The following is a 20,028-nucleotide window of genomic DNA, read 5'->3' as shown; positions in this document are numbered from 1 at the left end:
CTGCCGATGTTGTTCAGGACGTTCAGGTAGACCTCGCGGTTGCCGGCCTCCTTCATCTGTTCGGGGAACTGCGTCACGAGTTCGATGGACAGCCGGAACTCCCGCCCCTTTTCGAGCAGCGTCGTCAGTGTGTCCGAGACGACGACCGACGACGCTTCGTCGATGAGCAGGTTCACCACGTAGTTGTCCGGTTTTCGGGCCAGTTCGTCGCCGTCGCGACGCTTGACAGCATCGTAGAGTTGCGTCAGAATGACGCCGGTCATCACGCGTGCAGCTTCGTCCCGGAGATCCCCGAGGTCGAAGATGACGACCTTATCCTCATTGAGGAGGTCGCGGAAGTCGAACTGAGACTCAGTATTGTTGAAAATCCGCCGCAGGTGGGTGTCCTGCGTGATGTAATCCATCCGGTTGCTCACACCACTCACGATGTTTGAGAACGACGTCGAGTTCGATCGTAAGTGCCGCTCCAGCTTTTCAGCCACTTGCGGGTCGCTCGCTTGCGGTGCATCTGCGGGCGTCGGGTCCGGCGGCCCGGCGGCGTGGAACTGTGTCACTGCGTGTTCGAGCTGGTCGTGGGTAAAGTAGTCTGTATCTTGGCGGAAGTGTCCATTCTCGAGGCCGTATTCTTCGTCGTACATCGCCTTAATGAGATACTTGATGAGCGTCGGCGAGGCGATGGCGTCTTCGTACCGCTTCGGCCCCATTACGAGCTTGATGAGCTCCTCGTAGTGGTCCGCTTTGTCCTGGATAGCGTCGACGCGACGAACGCCATCTTCCAGTGCCGGCGTGATATCGAAGAACGCGAAGCCAGGCAAGATGTCGGGGACCGAGAAATGGAGGACGTTCTCCTCAAGGTCTGCTGTACCGAAGCGCTTCGCGTGAGCCCGCATATAGTTCTCCGGCAAGCTCCCACCCTTGGAGTCGATCAAGAACACCGGGCCCGTCGTCTGGTCATACAGCGACAGCGCGTCGTTGATCAGGGCGACGGACTTGCCGGCACCACTTTTCGCGAACCGGCCGACGTGGAATGGAAGGAGATGTGGCGGAATCCGTATGGGCTCTGATGTAGGCGTTCTATCTTCTCCAAGTCCTCGGCCGATCGCCATCCCACTGTCCGTGAACGCGTTCATATGGTCTTGCGCTGGGAGGGGAAGCGGCGTTCGACTCTCCGGTTGAGCGTCGGACCCACGCCCGCCTTCGGTCGTAAGATCGGTTGACGGGGGCACGACGACGAAGTTCGCTAGCTCAGACGGCCCAAGGACGAGATCCGGGCGTGTCTTTCGCCACTTACTCTTGGTACTCAGGGTGGCGTTGAACACTCTGTCCGCGTGTCTTGTAGCTCGCCGTCGCTTCCGAACTCCGTGACGAATGCGCTTTGGCCGAACGCGATAGTAGGGTCCGTTGAGGTGGTCGAATACGGAGGCGATATCGTCGAGGCGATGATCGACTCGTTCTCGTTGGTGATCGTCCGTCACGAGCGCGAGGGCCCGCATATTCACCGTGAACGTATGCTGGGGTTCCTTCTCGTCGATGGCTTCGACACGCTCCCGGCCTCCGATGTCAAGATACCGTCGCTGTCGCCCGGTATTGGATGGACTCTGTGATTCATTCTCGGTGTTTCCGAGGAGCTCTCCGAGGAACCAGTCCATAAGTCGGTCTTCACCTTCCCGGAGCTTCCGCTGGCGCTCGCGGGCCTCGTGCGTCCAGTCCTGCTTACGCTGGAAAAGAACCTGAAACGCGATGGGATGATCGGCTCTCGTGAGCTGGTCGATAAGTGAAGCCAGCGGGGCACGGGCGTGGTCGTCATCTTCGTCCTCCGTGTCGAGGAACTGTGGTAGCGTCGTCATCCAGTCCTCACGCCGGGTGGTGTCTCCATGCCACGCAATTCCCAGTGGCGTCGTCTCGTCAACGCTCGGTCGTTCGTTCTCTGGTCGCTGCTCTCCGTCATCAGTCTCGCGATCGAGCGACCCAGGCTCTGACACCTCGTTCTCGGACCCGGTTTCGGACAACAACTCATCCGTTATTGATGCAGAGGAGCTCGTCGAGAGAACGCTCCCCCCGTCACCGACCGGGCTTCGACTGGTACTATCGGATGCCCTTGAGGTCTCAGTATCAGGTCGGGGGTGATCTAGGGGTTGCACAACGCTACTGGGATCTTCATCCCCGAACTCGTCACTCGTTGTTCCATCATCACGATTGCTGATGCGAACTGTTCTCGATGGAATCAGCTTCGCCTCCAAGTCAAGGGTCACTCGTTCGAAGGTTACCGTTGGAGGGTACAATGTTCGAAGACGCTCTTCGAGCGCATCTAGCCGCCGATCGGCGCCGTAGTAGAACTCGACAGGTTCCTCCTTCCCCTCGCTTATTGCGAGGAATTCGAAGACTGGCGGCAGATTACCAAAGGGACCAAGCTTTCCCAAGAAACCATCACTGTCAGCATCGAGGCCGTGGAGTCCGGCTAACTGTCGGACGACTGTCTCCGGGGCGAGGTCGCTTCTGGAGGGTGTGATTCGGATGTATTCGTCCCCGTAGTCGTTGGTCGCCGTCTCCGATGAGCGCTGTTTCTCAGTCATCGTCTTGAGACGCTGTTGTGGTCGTTTCGCCGCCGTTGGCACGCGCGTCAGCAGGTCGACTCTCCGGGGGCACACTGGCCGTCGGTTCGGACTCGAGATCGCCTACATCCGCAGCGCCGCCGTCGATGACGTGGGCCTCGTAGTCGCTTGCTCGGATCCGGAGCGGGAACCAGCCCTCCTGGTCGATGCCCACGAGCCCCTCTGAGTAGCCATCCTCGTCTTCGCCGGCCTTCGCTGAAGTGACCCAGTTCACCTGGCGTTCGCTGAGATCGAACCACTTGGCAATCTTCTCCTTTTCCTCGTTGACGCGGTGGAGGACAGTCAGCGAACAGAGGTTCGCGATGGTTCGGGCCTCTGGCGTCAGCGCGAATTCACCCCCCGTTTGCGTGATGAATTCGAGGCTCAGATCGAAGTGGCGACTATGCCGAACCGCCGTCTCCAAGAACTCCAGTGAGACGGCGTCGTTCATCAAGTAGTGCGCTTCGTCAATGCAGAAGACGACCCGCTTGTCGGTCTGTTTCACCCGCTCGTAGACGCTATTGAACAGCACTTGCATCATCAGACTGGTCTCTGCCTGACCGCGGGTGCCCTCCTCCTGGTGGAGATCGAGATAGATGACCTTCGAATCGAGGTCGAATTCGGAGGGACGGGCCAAGTTTTCGAGTTCTCCACCCTCACGAAACGAGGGGCGGAGGTCCTTGAGCAGGGACTGTACATCGGATTGGACGGCTTCCTGCTCGCCTTCAGTGACGTAGCCATATTCCTCAGGGACTTCCACCATTTCCTCGAGTACCGTGATGACGTCGTGGATGGTGGGCGAGTCTCGGGAGTGTGTCTCCGGGTCGCGGGTGATACCGCGCTTCTCGTAGGCTTCCTGGACAGCACGCCGGAGCGTCTGGTTGCGCTCACCGAGCGGATGGTCCGCGACGTGCTCGAAGAACGTCGCGAAGAAAGTCATTACCCAAGTGATCTGCTCACCCCACGGGTCGATGTCGTCGACCTTCTGCAAGACGTGCTCGGGCGTCGGCTTGATCTCCAGCGGGTTCAGACCCCGCCGGCCACCGACCGTGATCCGCTCGCCATCGAGCGCCTCGTTAACGCCGGCGAACCCCTGCATCGGGTCGAGCATAATGATCACCGTATCCTCGTCGAACATCGCCCGCCGCACTAGGCGAAGCTTCGTCGCGAACGATTTGCCCGCCCCGAGCCGCCCGATAACCATCATACAGTAACCAGTTTCTCGCTTGAAGCGGTCAAGGATGAGCGGACTCGAATTCAGCGCGTACGTGCCATACTCGATCCCAGGTTCAGCAAATGCACCGGAAACGAAGGGGAACATCGCGCCGACAGCACCGCCGAGCATCGGCGTCTTGCTGTCCAGTATCTCGTTGAACTGATCGAGGGCAATCGGGCTCGCCGAGGTAAACGTCTTCAGCTGGGACCAGCGCGGCGTCACCGGCGTCAGATTCGCAGGCGCTTGCCGGGCGGTCGTCGACACTGACTCAGTATCGATAGTCTCACGCTCATCGCCTCTAACTGTGAGATACATCGAGATATCGAACGCTTGCATCGTCGTATTCCGGAGGACGTCGTACATCTCCTGGTGGTCCTCAAGGTCCTTTTTGACGCCCCGAGCGCTCGCCCGATGCTTCTCGGTCAGGTATTCGAAGTCAGCTTCAAGATCCTCGATTTTGTTCTCCAACGAATCCAACGTTTCTCGCGTATCACGAGGGTCGATGTGAATGCTAATGTCCGTCTGCTGGGTCTCGGCAGCCGCGTATAATTTCTCGAGGAAACCGTCCATCGGCGCGTCGGGATACTCTCCAACCCAGAGACTTTGTGCCCACTGATCGCCGGTACGAATCGCACTCGGCGTCCGTTCGATACTCGAGGGCGAAATGACGGTCTGATGAATCTCGGGAATGCCGTCGAGGTCTGTACCGTCTGCGTCGTACTCGACAGTGAGCGCGGGTTCGGACGACTGTTCGTCGCCGTCGGGCTCGTCGACCGTTTCGTCGTCAGTATCGGATTCCGTCTGTTCGCTCGCCGAATCGCTCTCGTTACCGAAGGGCAGAACGTCTCGAATCATGATTTGGTGATTACTGGCGCCGTACGAAGCACCTGTTCGGGATTACCGTACTCGATCTCAGTACCGGACCAGTACTCCGCGATCAACTGCGTCAACTCAGCTGCGTCGATAACGCGCGTATCACAGCCCTCGATACCACGGAGGCCACGTTCCACTCGCCGCCGGCGCTCGTCGAGTTCCTCGAGCATGACGGCCCGCTCTTCTTCTTTCGGTGGCGCCGTCCAGATCTGGACGAGGATTCCGATGAAAGGGACGCCGGCGAGTTTCTCAATCAAACTCTCCCGTTCGTAGCGGACCTCTTGGGGCTGTACCGGAATAATGAGATAGTGATCTCGAATCGTCATCTGCCGCTGGGCTAACTCTCTGTCGTACCAGTCGATGTATTTCTGGATGAGTGCCTGCAGTTTTTCGTTGGATTTGACGTCCGGATCCGTGAGTCGATCCTCGTACCGACTGATGTACTCGGTCGCCGGGAACGCTTGTGTCGTCGAGTAAATCTGGATCGGAAACTCGACCGTCGTATTGACGAAGTCCTGGAAGGCGTTCGTCTTTTGCTCCCACTCGTCGTCGGTTGCAAGGGCCATCGTCGGGGGAGTAACCTGTATCGCACCGACGATCCCCCCATCAGTCCGCTCGATGGCGTCGTAACTCGGATAGACTCGTTCGATGTGGGTGTACTCTTTCGCCTCTTCATGAGTGACTTCAGAGTCGCTACGCTGGAAGTTCGCGAACAGGCCGAGCCAATCGAGACTGTCTGTGTATTCTGGTGTCAGGTAAACAAACAGGCCACCTACCGCGATCGCGAGAATTGCGAGTGGAATCGTGAGAGCGGACACCTGAATGCCCCAGACAGTCAACGACGAGGGAATAACGACCTGAATAAAGAGAACAACGAGAACACCGGGAAGACCCGCGACAGCGAAATCGGTCAACGTGTATTTTCCGAGGAACTGGGTATCGGTACCGAGCGACTTCGGAATACGTTTTGCAGGATCAGTGACGCCGTTCATAAGTGCGTATTAGTGGATGTATCGTGGTTGCTCATCCCGCGAATGGTGATCTTGTGTTCGAGACTGTGGATCGCGGAAGTGATCGTTCTGTGAGCGGTCGTATGTTTGCCCGTGTTGGCTCTGACTCTCATTTACAGAACCTCCAGTAGTGGTGGTTGAAGAGGTGTTACCGCTGTTTCCGCCGCTCCCGCCATCCCCGTTGTTTCCCAACACGTCTCGAAGCCGTGACCCTGCTTGATTCAACCGCTGACCGGTTGCGTGGGCTCGAGAATTCCCCGAATTCAGGAGGTATTGGCCATCTGTCGAGACAGCCGGCTGATCGCGAACTCCACGGGCGAAGTTCTTCCCTCCTTGCTTGGTTATCTGGATCCGTTCTCGGGTGTTTGATACCCGCGTACGGGCCCGTTGGGCAGACATATGCTGAGAGACACGATCAGCCATAAAGAAGAGGGCACCAGCCTGCCAGAACAGGACAAGTGGAGAGACGACAGCGAGTAACGGGATGATGAGTGCCGTCAGCCAGGCTCCGAACTCGCCGGCTGACGGGCCAATACTGGTTCCGAGGAGGTCACCGAGTCGGAACAGGAGTGCAACCGGGACAGTCATGAATAAGAACGGCACGTAGAACCCGGCCAACTTCTTCATGAATTTCGAAACCAGTGAGAACGGTCCCACACCGGGGATCCAGAAAACGATGAGGAGCGGCATGAGGAGGACGAACAGATAGAGGGCTACATGGCGAGCGAGATAGATCAAGCCGATCAAGATGAACAGTAGGAAGTTCGCAGATAGTGCGACAATTGTTCCGAGCACACCCATCCCGCCAAAAGACAGCTGCTGGAAAAGCGTGATATTAGCCACGGAAGGGATGAGAAATTTGGCCAAAGCATCCATGAACTGTAAAGAGAGAGCAGTAATCCACCACCAAGAGAGGACACCTAATAAGCCAGCGAATGCTCGCTTCTTGAGTTTTGATCGATGGTACCCGTTGAACAGGTGGCTTGTGGATTCAAGAAATATCACTATACCAATGGATAAAGCAAAAAGAGACAATGTCAGTGGGATCATTGTGTTCCAATAATATCCGTGGATAGTCGGCCAAGCGCCGTTCGTCGGTTGATTGAATACAGCATCAGGATGTGGAGTACCTACAACCGTCTGTAAAACTGCGTCTCCATGTGTCTCAATAACCGTCCTAATCGGAGTAAACAGTATTCTGAGTAATTCCTGAATCGCACCGATAATGATATCGCCTAAGACACCGCCACCACCCCCACCATCTCCATCACTTTTGGCTACAACTGGTGTACTCTCAAGTACTACTAAGCCGAAAAAACCGATAGTTAGCTCGAGAACATACGATCGAGTACTACGCATTATCTCCACCCCCATCCAACAGCTCGATGTCGACGTTCTCACAAGAATGTTGGATAGCGGCTTGATCACGAATATGATAGCCTCCAGAAAGTGTCGCTTTGATCGGCTGCTCAAAATCACCGTGAGGGGTTTGCACAACGACAGCTAGCTCAGCAGTATCTCCTTCACAAGAGACTTCATCAGTATCGCTGAAGACGAGAACACGTCGTTTCTTGAGGAATTCTCTCTCTATCCCGGGAGCGAGGAATTCATTGGATGGATTGTTAGGTCGCTCGAAGACCGTATCCACAAAACTGTCTCCTTCGATCACCTCCGGTGCGTTCGGATAGGGAGTATTCCTGAATCCGATGTTGTAGATCCACGTCGGTCCAGTCCCGACGTTTTCAAGGGTTACGATCAGTCCACCAGTGCTGTTTTGATCATCCTCAGCAAGTTCGGGCTCGACAGCCACAACGTTGATTTCTGGACGTAGCTCTACGGAAAGCGAAGCGGATGATTCACCGGAAATCGCGACGAGTTCGTACTCGCCGGCCGTGTACGATCCGCCGGTCTTGAAGACGATCTGGAGTTCCGCTCTCGTTTCCCCTTCTGCGACGCCAGTTTGTCTGAACAAATTCCCATCCGGGTCGATGAGATTGATTCGATCGATATCGTGATCCTGGGGAAGCGTAACGACGAGATTCGGACCCTCTATGTCGACATCCTCAAACACTGAATCCGCAGGTGGAGTGAATTGACTCGTCGTTGTTTCGTTCTCGTTAGTACTCTTGGAACAACCGGCTACCCCAGCAAAGAGGGTCGCACCGGTGTACGCCAACAGCTTCCGGCGGCTAATGGACTGCTTTGCGGACGCTTCGACCGTCGGTGATGAGTTATTTTCAGTCATAGTCCTCTCCATGGTGGCCAAACTCGCCACCCCGTGAATCGGTCAATGATGAATACCGCCAAAAGAAACAACGAGACTGGAATACTGAAGCGGAACAGTGTTGCCAACAGTTGCAGAATCGGGCCCTGGAGAAGGACACTCGCAGTATCGCCGGTATACCCTGGACGATTCCGCCACCAGTGTCCAGGTTCGTACCGGGCGGAAACACCGTCCGGCGGCCGCTCCAGGGTGACTGTTACCGTACCGTTTTCACTTGTATTCAGGCGGCGATCGTTGACGACGACGTAGCCGTCCCGCTGTCCCGTGTTGATCGGAGTGCCGTCCTCCGCGCGTTCGAGACGAACCTGTACCGTGGCTGTCCGCTCTGTTGTGTTCTGTACTGACAGCGTCAGGTTACTCTCGTGGATTTGGACTCGTCCGAACTGCTCGGTCGGACGGTCAGCGTGGACGCCACGCACTAATCCCCATGCTCGGACGGATGAAAGATTCTCATTCGTCGCCGTTCGAGTCGCGATGCCGAAGCTGGCCGTGTATGGTTCGGTAAGTATGTCGAGCTGTACATTGTCGGAGAGTTGTGGTGGCTCTATTTGTCGTCCATAGACATCGAGAATCGTCACGTTGCGGCGCGGTGTCGGTGTTGGTCCTGTCTCGATAGGATAGGCGTTGACCTGGAGCGGATGCAGCGGTGAATGAATTGTCCGCTGTCCATTGTTTGAATCCACAACGAGCGTATCCCAGTCCGTGTCGCGAGAGGAATAGAACCGCCAGACTCCCCGTACATCTCCGTTCGGTAATTTATGACCGAGCCATGGCTGGTTTTTGAAGACGACCAATCCGAGATCGCCGTTCGGATACCGTGCAATGAAGCCCAGTACGACGAGTTCGTATTTCGTGACCTGAATCGAATCGGATACTGTGACCTCCTCCCTGGGGTAGGTAATCGACGTCCGCCAGTTCACACACTCCCCGGCGAGGTCGTGGTTGGTACACTCTTTGACCGTCTTTTGCAGTCGAACAGAGATATTCGCCTGCAGAGTTAATCGTTGACTGAGGCCGGCAATATCATCCAGGGTATATGACAGTGCCGGCGTATGTGAACCTGAAGCACTCGAGTTTTTCGCACCATCGACGAATAGCGTTGTCTCCTCGATCTGGTGGCGCTGTAGACTCCAGTAGACACGACGATCACCGGAGGTATCGTCCGGTGGGACAACGACCCGATAATCGACTGTTCCACGAAGCGTTCCGTTTGGCGCAACGTACAGCGGTTGATGTGACGGAGAAAGTCGAGCGTGCGTCGACGGTTGGACGGAAAATATCTCGGTGTACGCTTCCCGAATGAATCGCCCATCAGTGAGGCTCGCATCCGGTGGATGGATCGATACGGAGCGGTTTGTTGCCGGGAACTCTTGATGGTCCCCGCGGTTCCACTGATCGACGGCCTGTGGAGGCGAATCAAACGGAATATCCGTTCCTCTCCCCAGTTGTTCCATCGCCGACTCACCATTTTGCGTCGACCCGTTCGTTCCATCCTGATCGCCGGACCACAGTTTATAGAACGTCTCCTCCGGGACATTGTGGTCCGTACTGTTCGGGGGATGGGCGTTGGTTGGTCCAACCGCTATTGCTCCGAGGAGGGGAGAAGCGATGATCACCATGAGTACGATTCCGGTTGTTCCATCAGAATCCACAGCTTGTCCCACCAACCACGATATTATTGAGAATGAACTGGACGATCTCCGTACCGAGTGGTGCGACGATCACACCCCAGAGCAGGCCCTGATTGCGGACCGTCTTCATTTCCTTTTTCCAGTCTGACCGTCGCGTAAACGGAATTGCCACAGTAGCACCGAGTGCGAGAACACCGCCGACGAGCGGGCCCCCGAATTGGATGATGGCGAAGATATTCTCGATCGTGGCGGCGATGTTTGTTCCGCAGAATGCGGACCCTGTCCCTGTCCCCGCAGTCGAATTGTTCGATTGCGCGGCCGCTGTTCCTACAAACAGAAGCAGTGGCAACAACGACAGGAAGATCGGGCCGATGGACCGGTGAATTGCGCGGACCGCAGAAGCCGTTTTACCAGTACTGTCTGACGTATTGTCGGTTGAAGTCTGCGCACACATTACCAGTCAGCACGATGAGCGAGGTCAAAAACAGTTAGAATATTGTAATGTATTTGTAGTTCTCCAAAGTCTCCAAGTTCTCTAGAGAAATTCCGATTCCACTGGAGTATATATCCGGTTACAGTCTGAATGGGCATGATGTCAAACGCCGACTCTTCGACAAATACGAGAGACACAGAATCGAGCGTCGATGACGAATTTGCGCGGATAAATATGCGTATCCCACAACAAAAATACGACTGGCTTCAAGAGGAACTCGACTCATTTACCAGTGATACAGGACGGTTTCAGTATCTTATCCAGTTCTACTCTGACCACAAAGTCAACGAGATCGATTATGACTAATATCTACGGTCAGATTGTGATCGGAACGACGAGGAGAAGTGGGACCTCTTCGCCTTCAAAATAGTATTGCTTGACTGTCGTTACGTCATCGAATTCCGTTGCTCCCCGGGGAAGAGTGATCGTCCGGGCAGTGTCGTGCTCGTGAATGGAGTAGATTCCGAGTTCGGAGAGATAGTCACACTCGGACGGGTCAAGTGCTTTGCTCACCCCCTCAAGCCAAGTCTCAACTGACGTGGAGGCCTCGTTTTCTCCATCAGGACTAATTCGGCTACTACTGGAACTCGCTTGGGACATGCTACATTTGCATATACTTACGCCATATCTACAAAAAAGTACTGTTTGCAACACACTTTTAGAATACACTCTTTGTTGAAGGGTAGTTGAATCACTCGGACCTTCAGGACAAACTATGCAGAGGCATTGAGACAAGTACTATGGTCTGATCCAGTTGGGGAATATGGATCGCCCATGGAACAGGTAAAAGTCGTGGACGGCATCGACGTAGGGGCCGTACCGATTTACCCTGAAAAAGATTGATTCCGCATAGTGAGCCTCCTCGTGGAGCACTCAGGCGATGCCACAGGCCACCAGATGGACACCGAAGACCAGTGCTCTCTCGTGTAGCATTGTGGCTTATCCCGCACGTTTCGAATTGGGCGGACCTCGTAGTTAAGCATGCAGGCTGGGTCTGCGCGGGCACAGCTTTAACCAACAAGACAGTACCTGTCCGACGAAATGTTGGTTAATCTCGAACAATTTGCCGACTGCTACGCCGATCACTCGATCTCGATAACCTCACCGTCCCTCTCCTGGAGCCGCTCTCGGATTTCGGACAACAGCTCTTGCCCTTCGTCGTGGAGATCACGGCCGTCCTCGAGCGAGGCCTCGTCCGCATCGAGCTGGTCGATGATCTCCTCGACCCGGTCTATTCGCCGTTTGATGTCAGTGTCCTTCGCCATCTCAGATCACTCCCAACCAGAGCGCGGTGATGAGCAGCAACAGTACAAGAAGCACCGCGATTGCGGCCTTGTAGTAAACCGGCGGAAGGCCCTCGGGAGCGGTCGCCTCTTCGACTGCCTCGGCCAATTCCTGCTCGTGTTCGTACTCCTGCTCAAAAGTCTCGTAAGCAGTCTCAAGCTGTTGCTCCAACGGCTCGATCTCGCTGGCGAGGAAGTCATTCCGAGACTTCGCGATGTACTCGCTGGCGGCCGTCGGCGTGATCGCGGCCATATCTGCTACCCGATCCGCAATCAGCCGATTATCAGTATGGCCGATGGCGGTCACAATGGGCGTGTTCGCGGTGAAAATCGCTTCTGCGACCCGCTCGGTATTGAACGCCTGGAGGTTCGAATCGCTCCCGCCACCGCGGCCAACGATGATTGCGTCGACGTCCTCCGAGCGGTCCAGATGGTGAATCCCATTCGCGATGGATGTCGGTGCCTCCGATCCCTGGACAGTCGCATCCTTCAACTACGACACGAAAGACGACCTTCTGGTCGCGTTTCTCGAGTTCGCCGTCGATAGATTCGAAGAGACGATCGAGACAGAGACAGGCGACGAACCGTCAGAGGATCTCGAGCACGTCATAGAGAAGCTCTTCCCGCTTCAGCCCGACGAGGAGCAACGACAGCTCCAAGCGGTGCTAGTCGGTCTCCGTTCCCAGGCCGTGACGAACAGGGTATTTCGCGAGCAATTCACGCAAATCGATAAACGACTGGCAGCCACCGTCCGGAGCATCGTCGAACGCGGCATCGACGATGGCACTTTCCGTGATGTTGCCCCGTCGCGGGTCGCGGAGCATATCCTAGCGACGGTCAATGGCGCGATGTACGGTCGCGTGACGACAGACCGCAAAAGCGCCGCTGCGGCAGCACGCGTCTCGCTGGCCTCGTACATCGACTCTGAACTGAGGTGCCGGTCCTGACTCAAGTGAGGAGATAGGGTGACAAATCTCAGTCGTGCGGACGCGATCGTCGAGGCACGAACTCCACTCGAAGGAAATCGGTGATCGAGGAAGGGACACTGCTCCCGCTCACTCGGATCGATCTGTCGATGATGTCGGCGAGTATGAATCCGCCTCAGGTTGGCCGCTCAGCTCGTCGTCAACGACTCGAAAGCCACCAGTCTCTTTCCTCCCCATGAGTTCACGTTGCGGGAACGGGATCTTGATTCCCTCGCGTCGGAACGCTGCCTTGACATCGTGGATGACTACTTGGGTGGCTCGCCATTTCCGTTGTGGAGTCGGTTTGTCGACCCAGAATCGCAGTTCGAGTATCACGGCCGAATCGTCGAACCGAACCAGGAGTACCTGCGGGGCGGGCTGACTCATGATCTCCTCGAGTTCCGTGAGCGCCTCCAGAGCGACAGCTTCGGCATGGTCGGGATCAACGTGGTAATCGATCCCGACTTCCACCCGGAGCCGAAGTTTCCCTTCGATGCTGCGATTGATGATGGTTCGATTGTTCACGGCTTCGTTCGGGAGCACGACGTGTTCACCGTCGAGATTACGGAGGCGGACGTTGTTGATGGTGATCTCGGTGATGAATCCTTCGTGATCGCCGATTCGGACCCAGTCTCCGATGGCGAAGGGTCGCGAAAGCATGAGAATAAACCCCACGAGGATCGATCCGAGCGTCTTCTGGGCCGCAAACCCAGCACGATACCCAGGACGCCGGCTCCCAGCGGAAGATCGCTTAGCTGGACGCCCCACAGTGAGAACGTTCCGAACGGTCGTGTTTAGTTTAGCGAGTTCAACCATGTTGCGTGACTCTGAAGCCAATTTTCGGCTGTTTCCGGTTCGACGTGACTGGAACAGTTTGAGAACGAAGACGTTCGGCGTTATATTTCACGAAAGATGCGTTCGACGCTGTTCCGATTTCCGCTGCGTTCAACCTGAAATCGGAGTCCAGCTCGTTGCAGCGCAGTGTGGAGATGTTGGGCACCATCAACGAGAAACACCGTGTTTTCGACATCGTGTTTCTCACGGAGTTCCTGCAGGAACATCTCGGTCAATGCGGTCGTAGTCGTCGAATAGAGCCGAATATGCAGCAATTCGTTCGTTTCAGGATTTGCTGCGGCGTACAGCCAGTACTTCTGATCGTTGATCCGAATCACTGTTTCGTCGAGTGCGATCTGATTCGGAGCCTTCCCGCTGACTGGCTGTAGACCGGCCTTTTGCACCCAGTCGTGGACGGCTTTCCACGAGCGTTGGACACCGAACTTCTCAAGTTCTGAGATGGTATTCGAAAGTGATAGTCCGGCCAAATGCAATCGAATACCGAGTTCCATCAGCCGGCGCGGTGTCCGCTCGCGCTCCACAAAATCTAACTCGATCCAATCGCTACTGCCGCTGAGGCGGGTGATTTCGGCCATAGACCATGAAAATTCTCCCGCCTCACTTTTCACGCTTAACTAAACACCGCCTTATTGGTAACCACCAGATGTATGAGGTGCTCGACAACACCGCGATCTCTGATGAAGCTCAGTATTCAGATGCATCTTGCTGATTTATCTCTTTAGAATACTGTTTCTATTCTTGAGGTATTCGGTGTCAACCGTGCTCATTCAACTGTTCATAATTGGGTTCACAAAGCCAATCTACAGCCGGATACTGGACGAAGCCCGGATCACGTTGTGGTCGACGGAACTGTGATCCGGCTTGATGATGAGAAGTATTGGCTGTACGCTGCTGTCGATCCAAATCGAACGAACTGATTCATACAAAGCTTGAATCGACCACTAACTCGCCTTTTTGCTCAAGTGTTCTTCCCCGAGTTGCGTGAGAAACACAACGTCGACGACGCGGTATTTCTCATTGACGTTTCGCACTCGTTGAAAGACGCCTGCAATCGACACGGCCTCGATTTCAGATACGAACGCGCTGGAAATCGAAATAGCGTCGAACATGTCTTTCAAAAGATAAGATGTCGAACATTTTTAATCTCAAACTGTTTCAGTCACACCGCTGCAGAAACAGCTGATGATTGACTCAGATCCTTCGCGTTCGCATGGAACCACCTTATCTGAACACTACCGGTTCGTGCCCCACAAACTGTAAGTCGATCTGGTCGATACTACCGCTTAGAGGTTAGTTTTCGATAATTGTCACTTTGAAGACGCCACGTCTCACTCTTCAATCCTTATCTCAACACCGCCGAATAAAGTGCGTAAATTATTTTAACTTCAGAACATGGTCCCTAAATGATGATCGCGCTCGAGAGAGTAGCATTGCTACTGCTCGCTACAGTCGGTAGCCTCTTCATGGCCTGGACTGTCGGGGCCGGATCGAGTGGGTCGACACCGTTTGCACCGGCGGTTGGTGCAAACTCAATCTCCGTAATGCGTGCCGGATTTATCGTGGGAATTCTGGGTTTCACCGGTGCGATACTCCAGGGCACTAATGTCTCCGAAACCATCGGGAGCGGCCTTATCCAAAACATCACCTTGCCTTCGATTGCAGTCATTATCACCCTCTTTACCGCCGCCCTGCTCGTTATCGTGGGGATTTTCACTGGATATCCAATCGCGACAGCGTTTACAGTGACAGGTGCGGTTACCGGTGTGGGGCTTGCGCTCGGAGGGCTTCCAGCGTGGAATACTTATGGACGGATCGCTACTTTGTGGATCCTTACCCCGTTCGTCGGCGCTAGCGTTTCGTACTCGATCGCTCGCATGTTGAACTCACCACGTCTGCCGACCGACGTGATCGTTGGCGCACTCGGGTTTCTCACTTTGTTTGTCGTCGTCAATATGGAATTCAGTGTACTCGCCCCGCCCGGACAGAGTCAGTCACTCTCAAGTGCAATCCTGTCGTTCATCGCGACGACACTAAAAGAACCTGGGCAGATCGGTATATCACTCGTTCTCGCTGGAACTGGCGGTATCGTGCTTAAACAAAGACACAGAGTATCCGACGTAGCCACAGAGTGTCGATTCCTGATAGCTCTCGGTTGTCTCGTCGCGTTTTCCGCGGGGGCGACGCAGGTAGGGCTGGCCGTGGGCCCCCTCCTCCCATTGCTAGACGAATGGGAAGTCCCGCTTATCGCCATATTAGGGTTCGGTGGTCTTGGGCTGTTGGCCGGCTCGTGGACTGGTGCTCCGCGAATGATCAAAGCTCTCTCTCAAGACTATTCCGCGCTGGGACCGAAAAGGTCGATCGCATCTCTCGTTCCGTCGTTTATTATCGCACAAGTCGCCGTGTTCCTCGGGGTCCCTGTCTCATTTAACGAGATTATCGTCAGTGCGATTATCGGGAGTGGCTATGCGGGTGAGAACGCGCCAGTAAGCGTCTCGAAAATGCGGAACACGATATTAGCCTGGATCGTCTCATTCTGTCTCTCGGGCGCATTCGGCTACAGCGCGATGAGGGTCATAGCAAGTATTCCCTAATCGTGCAGAGAGTCCGAGATGGTGTCCTTTTCCATAGGATAATACTCTGTAATTTTCCCATCCTGGTCGTCATTCTTACCTTCCGTCTTCGTTCGTGATGATGCGCGCCAGTCCCGGTCAGATCTCGATGACCATCATTTCGTGGAGGTCTTGAGAGGAACGTCCAAGGAAGAGCGAATTAATCGTTTCGGGATAGTCCAGTCGTCTGTCTCGTCGTAGTACACGAAGTCTTTGACTGAGACGGTGACCGTCGTTGACTTACCGGCCTCCAGTGAGACCGATTCGAAGCCGACGAGTTCACGTTCGGTGGTCGCGACGGGTGCGTCTACCTTGCCCACGTCACCTGGACGACCCCCGTTCCGGAACGGTCGCCGATATTCGTGAGGTCGACAGCGACATCGAACCCGTCGTCGGTCACGGTGATGTCGCGTCGGAGTACTCGAAGCTCGCATACGACATCCCGTGGCCGAACGAGAACAGTGGTTCGGTCCCAGAGCGGTCAAAGTAGCGATATCGACGAACAGAGCCTCGTCGTAGGACCCGATGCCGTCAACGCCCGGAACGATTTCTCCTCGGTCGTCGAATAAATCTCGGCCGACCGGCCGAGCGTCACAGGGAGTCAGCCGCCTGGATCCACGTCGCCGAAAACACTCCGGCGAGAGCTTCGCCTGGGCTTAGACGCATCTGATAGATCGGATTGCTGAGACGGGAAATTTGACGGTATTCGTTGTTGTCTCCGACCGTCCTCTCGCACTTTCCGAATCAGCCGATGCGTCTGATGGCGTCCTCGCGGTCTTTTTTCGGGAGCTGAAGGAGGGCTACAATCGGGGAGATTATGACGGGAGCGATAAACCCGTCTGGTTCGCTTCCGATCTGAATCCCGTAATCACTATGTCATTCCTACCCTCCATGATCACGTTCCGCCTCTAACTCCGAGCGGAGAAGCAAATCACCTTTCCTCGTATGATCCACTGTTCGAGGTCGGGCACGGAATGAGGTACACGAAGTTCGAATACGAGTCACTACCGTGTTCGGCCGATCGTATCGGTTTGGACGACCGAATCGACGTATTCATCATGATCGCTAATCAAGGGAATTTGACCGGAACTGAGGTAATTCACTTGTATGTGCGGGACGTCGTCAGTTCGAGTGTGACGTTAACCTTGGAACTGAAGGTGTTCGACAGAGCAGAGATCGAGTTTGGCGACCGGACTAAGATTGTATTTACGCTCGAACCGCCCGACTTGACCGTCAGTGGTCCGAATGGATCGGCAATCGTAGAACCAGGTCGTTTTTGAAGTTGCTAACGGTGGCCTCTCGGCCGAGTTTACTTTCGTCAAATGACGCTGTGTGTGATGCTATGACACGGTAGTCCAGCTTGACAGTATCGGACAGAGATGGTCCATCTTACGCCAAACCCGAAAAGAGCCGAAGACTGGGTCCAGAGTCTCGGAACATGGTGAAACTCGGTAAACGAAACACGACCGTCGACCTCATTTCAACATATTCGAAACGTCCGAAGCAGTGTAATGCGGACTATTTCAACTCTTTAATAACAACTGTACTGTTGTTACACTATATTAAGTTTGAATGGTATTTTGAGTAGCGTCTCTTCAAACGTTTCGAAATAGAGTGAACCCTCATTATAGAATTTCTATATAATAAAAGTCAAATATTCAATAGATAGGACAACCGCAGGATGAAGGAATCTTTGAGAAATATTTCAGAAGAAATAAATGGAAGAACTAGCTCCTCGATAAAATATAATTAATGAAGATAATTAAAGGAAGTTCCCCTTCTATATTATAGAAAAAGGCTGCCAATGGTCCGTTCAACCTGTGGTATCCGGATAAACCCTTGTGTTAGAACGGGGGCGGACATGTTGAGATCTTGGTCCTATCTCCCAAGGACAGGATAAATGAGATACAGTTTCTTGGGAGGAAAAACCTTGAAACGGGAATTCTCATTGGGTGCAGAATAGGATTACTCACAGTATTCCCTTCAGTCTTCCGAACATTGCCACTCCTTATCACGTAACTTTAAACTGCTTTCGAATTTTTCTTGGTCGTATGAGAGCGTTAATCATAGACATAGATTCGCTTCGGCCTGATCATCTTCAATGCTATGGATATAGTCGGGATACCGCTCCAACTATTAGTAGAATAGCCGAAGAGGGTGTCCGATTTAATCGTTGTTTCGCCTCAGACACACCATGTTTACCGTCTAGAACGGCGTTATCGACGTGTCGACATGGGATCAAAACTGGTGTCGTAACTCACTACGGAGAGGGGCAATGGTATAACAATCCTGGGTCCGGACACGACTTAGACGACGACCGTCTCCAAAGTTTCCAGCACTTCGCACATGAAGGAATAAGAACGGCATCGATCAGTAGTTTCGCCGAGCGGCACATGGCCTATCACTTTAGTGGTGCTTTCCAAGATTCAATTCAGCCAACGGCTGAGACTGGTCTCCTTGCTGTCGAAAGTGGGGAGGATGTGACTGAATCAGCAAGGTCATGGCTCGATTCACACGCAACAGATGACGACTGGTTATTGCATGTTAACTACTGGGATGTCCATCACCCATACCACGGAATAAACGAGTATTTCGAAGAGGTGTGTGAGTCAGGACCTCCCGCCTCCTTTCCCGATCAGAATGCGATTGACGATCAACAGGGAATGACCGGACCTCGGACGGCTGATCTATGGCCGAATCCTACTGAATACGGCGCCGAGTGTTACGACGAGAAATATAGCGAACATTCGATGCCCGAACGGATCCGATCTCGACACCACGCTGAACACATCATTGACGGTTACGATGCCGCAATCCGAAAAGTCGACAACGAAATTTCTAGACTTTTAGAAACACTTGAAGAGGCCGATATACGAGATGAGACTGCAATCATAATTACAAGCGATCACGGTGAGGCGCTCGGAGAACATGGAATCTACGCTGATCATGCGTTCCCACATCCCCCCGTCCAGCGGGTGCCCATGATCGTTTCTTGGCCTGGAAAAACAGACGATCGAAGAGGAGCCGCCGTCGACGAATATATATATCAATTTGATCTAATGGCAACGTTATGTGAATTATTTGATGTTGAGTTACCATCAGGCTGGGACGCAGAACCGTTCACCAGCGCGTTAACTTGTAATGATTTCGAAGGTCGGAACACCCTCGTGTGTGGTCACGGGATATATACGTACGGTCGGGCAGTGTACGAAGATGGCTGGGCGTATATCCGGCTGTACCATCCTGGTGTGTTTTCTTATCCAGGGATGTACAACGATCCGGAACTTCCAAACGGGGGGCTCGAACTTCTCCATGACTTGGAAAACGATCCAAACATGAGGGATAACAAAATCACTGAAGAATCTGAGGTTGCGGACAAACTCCGCAAACGACTCGATACCTGGCTTAGCAGCCATATCTCGAATGACTGGAAAGAACAACGACCGACCGACGCTCGAGGAATGGATACCCTTGTCAGAATGAGTTCGTATGGGCCATTTCTGTACGTGGATCCGGACGATCTCATCAATCTATATCATACACTCGATCGATCGGATGAACAGATCGCAGCCGTCGAACGAATGCTACAAACATTCCCGAACAACGATTGGACTAACTAAGGCGAAGGAATCTTAGAATCGGTGTTAATGACCCTTTGACGAGCAGTTTGTTGGGATATTTTCGATGCATTCAGAGGTATTTCGAGTGGTTTTGCTGATCACCAAGAAGAACAACGCTCATGTGAAGCACGTTGTTGGTGAGTTGGAGCACGGTTCGAACGATTTCTTCGAGTGCTTCTCGGCCGGGTTTCCGGAGGATACGTCGCCGGCGTTTGAAGGCTCTGAGACACGACGTCAACTTGTCCTTGGAGATTCTTCGATGTGGCTCTCGCACGTGTTGACGTGTGCGTCTCCATCGACGCATTCTCCGTCGCCGTGATTGACGGATTCTCGCTGGAAATTCTCGTCGTCTTCGAATAGGTCATACACTCGAAATCCGTCGGTGTAGACTGTTAGCGACTCCTCTTCATGGTTGTTAAGGAGGAGTCGCACGGTCGATTCGTCAGCGGATTTCGCGGGGACGACGTGTCGCTGATCACTACCCAGATCAACGAGTGTTAATACAGGCGGTTTGCCCTCGTGATAGTTGCCACGGCCACGTCTCGATAGGGCACGCGAGCGCGACTAGGAGTTGCACTCGCGGCCTTTTAGTCCTGCA

At 54.1% G+C, this 20,028-nt stretch carries 16 protein-coding genes and 3 pseudogenes; 5 read left to right on the top strand and 14 right to left on the bottom strand.

Going from position 1 to position 20,028, the window contains the following annotated elements:
* The 10 genes from E3374_RS11505 to E3374_RS11455 form a co-directional block, all read right to left on the bottom strand.
* The coding region (locus E3374_RS11505; RefSeq protein ID WP_248299475.1) for a type IV secretory system conjugative DNA transfer family protein at positions 1-1,982 on the bottom strand (1,982 nt) is incomplete at its 3' end.
* A gap of 583 nt (positions 1,983-2,565) precedes the next feature.
* Positions 2,566-4,662, bottom strand: a complete 2,097-nt coding sequence (locus tag E3374_RS11500; RefSeq protein ID WP_136689206.1) for a VirB4 family type IV secretion system protein — start codon at positions 4,660-4,662, stop codon at positions 2,566-2,568.
* Positions 4,659-5,672 (bottom strand): hypothetical protein, encoded by a 1,014-nt coding sequence (locus tag E3374_RS11495; protein WP_136689205.1) that lies wholly within the window; start codon positions 5,670-5,672, stop codon positions 4,659-4,661. The genes E3374_RS11500 and E3374_RS11495 overlap by 4 nt, the downstream gene beginning before the upstream one ends.
* Positions 5,673-5,681: 9 nt before the next feature.
* Positions 5,682-7,064, bottom strand: a complete 1,383-nt coding sequence (locus tag E3374_RS11490; protein ID WP_248299474.1) for a hypothetical protein — start codon at positions 7,062-7,064, stop codon at positions 5,682-5,684.
* A complete protein-coding gene (locus E3374_RS11485) occupies positions 7,042-7,935 on the bottom strand; it encodes a hypothetical protein (protein WP_248299473.1) in 894 nt (297 codons plus the stop codon). Before E3374_RS11485 ends, E3374_RS11490 begins: the two co-directional genes overlap by 23 nt.
* Entirely contained in the window at positions 7,932-9,593 is a 1,662-nt protein-coding gene (locus E3374_RS11480; RefSeq protein ID WP_248299472.1) for a hypothetical protein, read from the bottom strand. The genes E3374_RS11485 and E3374_RS11480 overlap by 4 nt, the downstream gene beginning before the upstream one ends.
* Positions 9,594-9,615: 22 nt before the next feature.
* Positions 9,616-10,059 carry a hypothetical protein gene (locus tag E3374_RS11475; protein ID WP_136689204.1) on the bottom strand — a complete coding sequence of 148 codons (444 nt, stop codon included), beginning with the start codon at positions 10,057-10,059 and terminating at the stop codon, positions 9,616-9,618.
* Between the two features lie 354 nt (positions 10,060-10,413).
* Entirely contained in the window at positions 10,414-10,611 is a 198-nt protein-coding gene (locus E3374_RS11465) for a hypothetical protein (protein ID WP_248299471.1), read from the bottom strand.
* A 569-nt stretch (positions 10,612-11,180) separates the two neighbouring features.
* Positions 11,181-11,363 carry an exodeoxyribonuclease VII small subunit gene (gene xseB / locus E3374_RS11460; protein WP_136689201.1) on the bottom strand — a complete coding sequence of 61 codons (183 nt, stop codon included), beginning with the start codon at positions 11,361-11,363 and terminating at the stop codon, positions 11,181-11,183.
* A 1-nt stretch (position 11,364) separates the two neighbouring features.
* Positions 11,365-11,874, bottom strand: coding sequence for an exodeoxyribonuclease VII large subunit (locus E3374_RS11455; RefSeq protein ID WP_248299470.1), 510 nt, complete (start codon positions 11,872-11,874; stop codon positions 11,365-11,367).
* Here E3374_RS11455 and E3374_RS11450 point away from each other — a divergent pair.
* Positions 11,831-12,328 carry a TetR family transcriptional regulator C-terminal domain-containing protein gene (locus E3374_RS11450; protein WP_211194959.1) on the top strand — a complete coding sequence of 166 codons (498 nt, stop codon included), beginning with the start codon at positions 11,831-11,833 and terminating at the stop codon, positions 12,326-12,328. The two genes, E3374_RS11455 and E3374_RS11450, sit on opposite strands and share 44 nt — an antisense overlap.
* A 108-nt stretch (positions 12,329-12,436) precedes the next feature.
* Here the strand turns inward: E3374_RS11450 and E3374_RS11445 are convergent, their stop codons facing one another.
* Positions 12,437-13,006, bottom strand: coding sequence for a mechanosensitive ion channel family protein (locus tag E3374_RS11445; RefSeq protein WP_248299469.1), 570 nt, complete (start codon positions 13,004-13,006; stop codon positions 12,437-12,439).
* Between the two features lie 134 nt (positions 13,007-13,140).
* Positions 13,141-13,776 (bottom strand): annotated as a pseudogene (locus E3374_RS11440) (IS6 family transposase).
* Between the two features lie 87 nt (positions 13,777-13,863).
* Here E3374_RS11440 and E3374_RS11435 point away from each other — a divergent pair.
* Positions 13,864-14,391 (top strand): annotated as a pseudogene (locus E3374_RS11435) (IS6 family transposase); the annotation flags it as partial.
* Positions 14,392-14,607: 216 nt separating this feature from the next.
* On the top strand, positions 14,608-15,792 hold the full coding sequence (locus E3374_RS11430) for an inorganic phosphate transporter (protein WP_136689200.1): 1,185 nt from the start codon (positions 14,608-14,610) through the stop codon (positions 15,790-15,792).
* Between the two features lie 134 nt (positions 15,793-15,926).
* On the opposite strand, the gene E3374_RS17445 is transcribed toward E3374_RS11430, so the two are convergent.
* Positions 15,927-16,130 carry a fibronectin type III-like domain-contianing protein gene (locus E3374_RS17445; RefSeq protein ID WP_211194958.1) on the bottom strand — a complete coding sequence of 68 codons (204 nt, stop codon included), beginning with the start codon at positions 16,128-16,130 and terminating at the stop codon, positions 15,927-15,929.
* A 654-nt stretch (positions 16,131-16,784) separates the two neighbouring features.
* On the opposite strand from E3374_RS17445, the gene E3374_RS18100 reads away from it, so the two are divergent.
* Both E3374_RS18100 and E3374_RS11415 read left to right on the top strand, forming a co-directional pair.
* Positions 16,785-17,090: a fibronectin type III-like domain-contianing protein gene (locus E3374_RS18100; RefSeq protein ID WP_136689199.1), complete on the top strand. Its 306-nt coding sequence runs from the start codon at positions 16,785-16,787 to the stop codon at positions 17,088-17,090.
* 771 nt (positions 17,091-17,861) lie between these two features.
* On the top strand, positions 17,862-19,430 hold the full coding sequence (locus E3374_RS11415) for a sulfatase (protein ID WP_136689198.1): 1,569 nt from the start codon (positions 17,862-17,864) through the stop codon (positions 19,428-19,430).
* Positions 19,431-19,575: 145 nt separating this feature from the next.
* On the opposite strand, the pseudogene E3374_RS17710 reads toward E3374_RS11415, so the two are convergent.
* Positions 19,576-20,028 (bottom strand): annotated as a pseudogene (locus E3374_RS17710) (transposase); the annotation flags it as partial.

Origin of the sequence: Halorhabdus amylolytica (assembly GCF_004944975.1) — an archaeon.
In the GTDB taxonomy this organism is placed as follows: Archaea; Halobacteriota; Halobacteria; order Halobacteriales; family Haloarculaceae; genus Halorhabdus; species Halorhabdus amylolytica.
Note: the sequence above shows the minus strand (reverse complement) of the source record. Positions and strands in the feature narration are given on the sequence as shown.

What these genes read in the sequence shown, in the direction of transcription:
- E3374_RS11500 (WP_136689206.1), bottom strand. Translation starts at nt 4,662, where the DNA reads ATGATTCGAGACGTTCTGCCCTTCGGTAACGAGAGCGATTCGGCGAGC.
- E3374_RS11495 (WP_136689205.1), bottom strand. Translation starts at nt 5,672, where the DNA reads ATGAACGGCGTCACTGATCCTGCAAAACGTATTCCGAAGTCGCTCGGT.
- E3374_RS11490 (WP_248299474.1), bottom strand. Translation starts at nt 7,064, where the DNA reads ATGGGGGTGGAGATAATGCGTAGTACTCGATCGTATGTTCTCGAGCTA.
- E3374_RS11485 (WP_248299473.1), bottom strand. Translation starts at nt 7,935, where the DNA reads ATGACTGAAAATAACTCATCACCGACGGTCGAAGCGTCCGCAAAGCAG.
- E3374_RS11480 (WP_248299472.1), bottom strand. Translation starts at nt 9,593, where the DNA reads ATGGTGATCATCGCTTCTCCCCTCCTCGGAGCAATAGCGGTTGGACCA.
- E3374_RS11475 (WP_136689204.1), bottom strand. Translation starts at nt 10,059, where the DNA reads ATGTGTGCGCAGACTTCAACCGACAATACGTCAGACAGTACTGGTAAA.
- xseB (WP_136689201.1), bottom strand. Translation starts at nt 11,363, where the DNA reads ATGGCGAAGGACACTGACATCAAACGGCGAATAGACCGGGTCGAGGAG.
- E3374_RS11450 (WP_211194959.1), top strand. Translation starts at nt 11,831, where the DNA reads ATGGATGTCGGTGCCTCCGATCCCTGGACAGTCGCATCCTTCAACTAC.
- E3374_RS11445 (WP_248299469.1), bottom strand. Translation starts at nt 13,006, where the DNA reads ATGCTTTCGCGACCCTTCGCCATCGGAGACTGGGTCCGAATCGGCGAT.
- E3374_RS11430 (WP_136689200.1), top strand. Translation starts at nt 14,608, where the DNA reads ATGATCGCGCTCGAGAGAGTAGCATTGCTACTGCTCGCTACAGTCGGT.
- E3374_RS18100 (WP_136689199.1), top strand. Translation starts at nt 16,785, where the DNA reads ATGAGGTACACGAAGTTCGAATACGAGTCACTACCGTGTTCGGCCGAT.
- E3374_RS11415 (WP_136689198.1), top strand. Translation starts at nt 17,862, where the DNA reads ATGAGAGCGTTAATCATAGACATAGATTCGCTTCGGCCTGATCATCTT.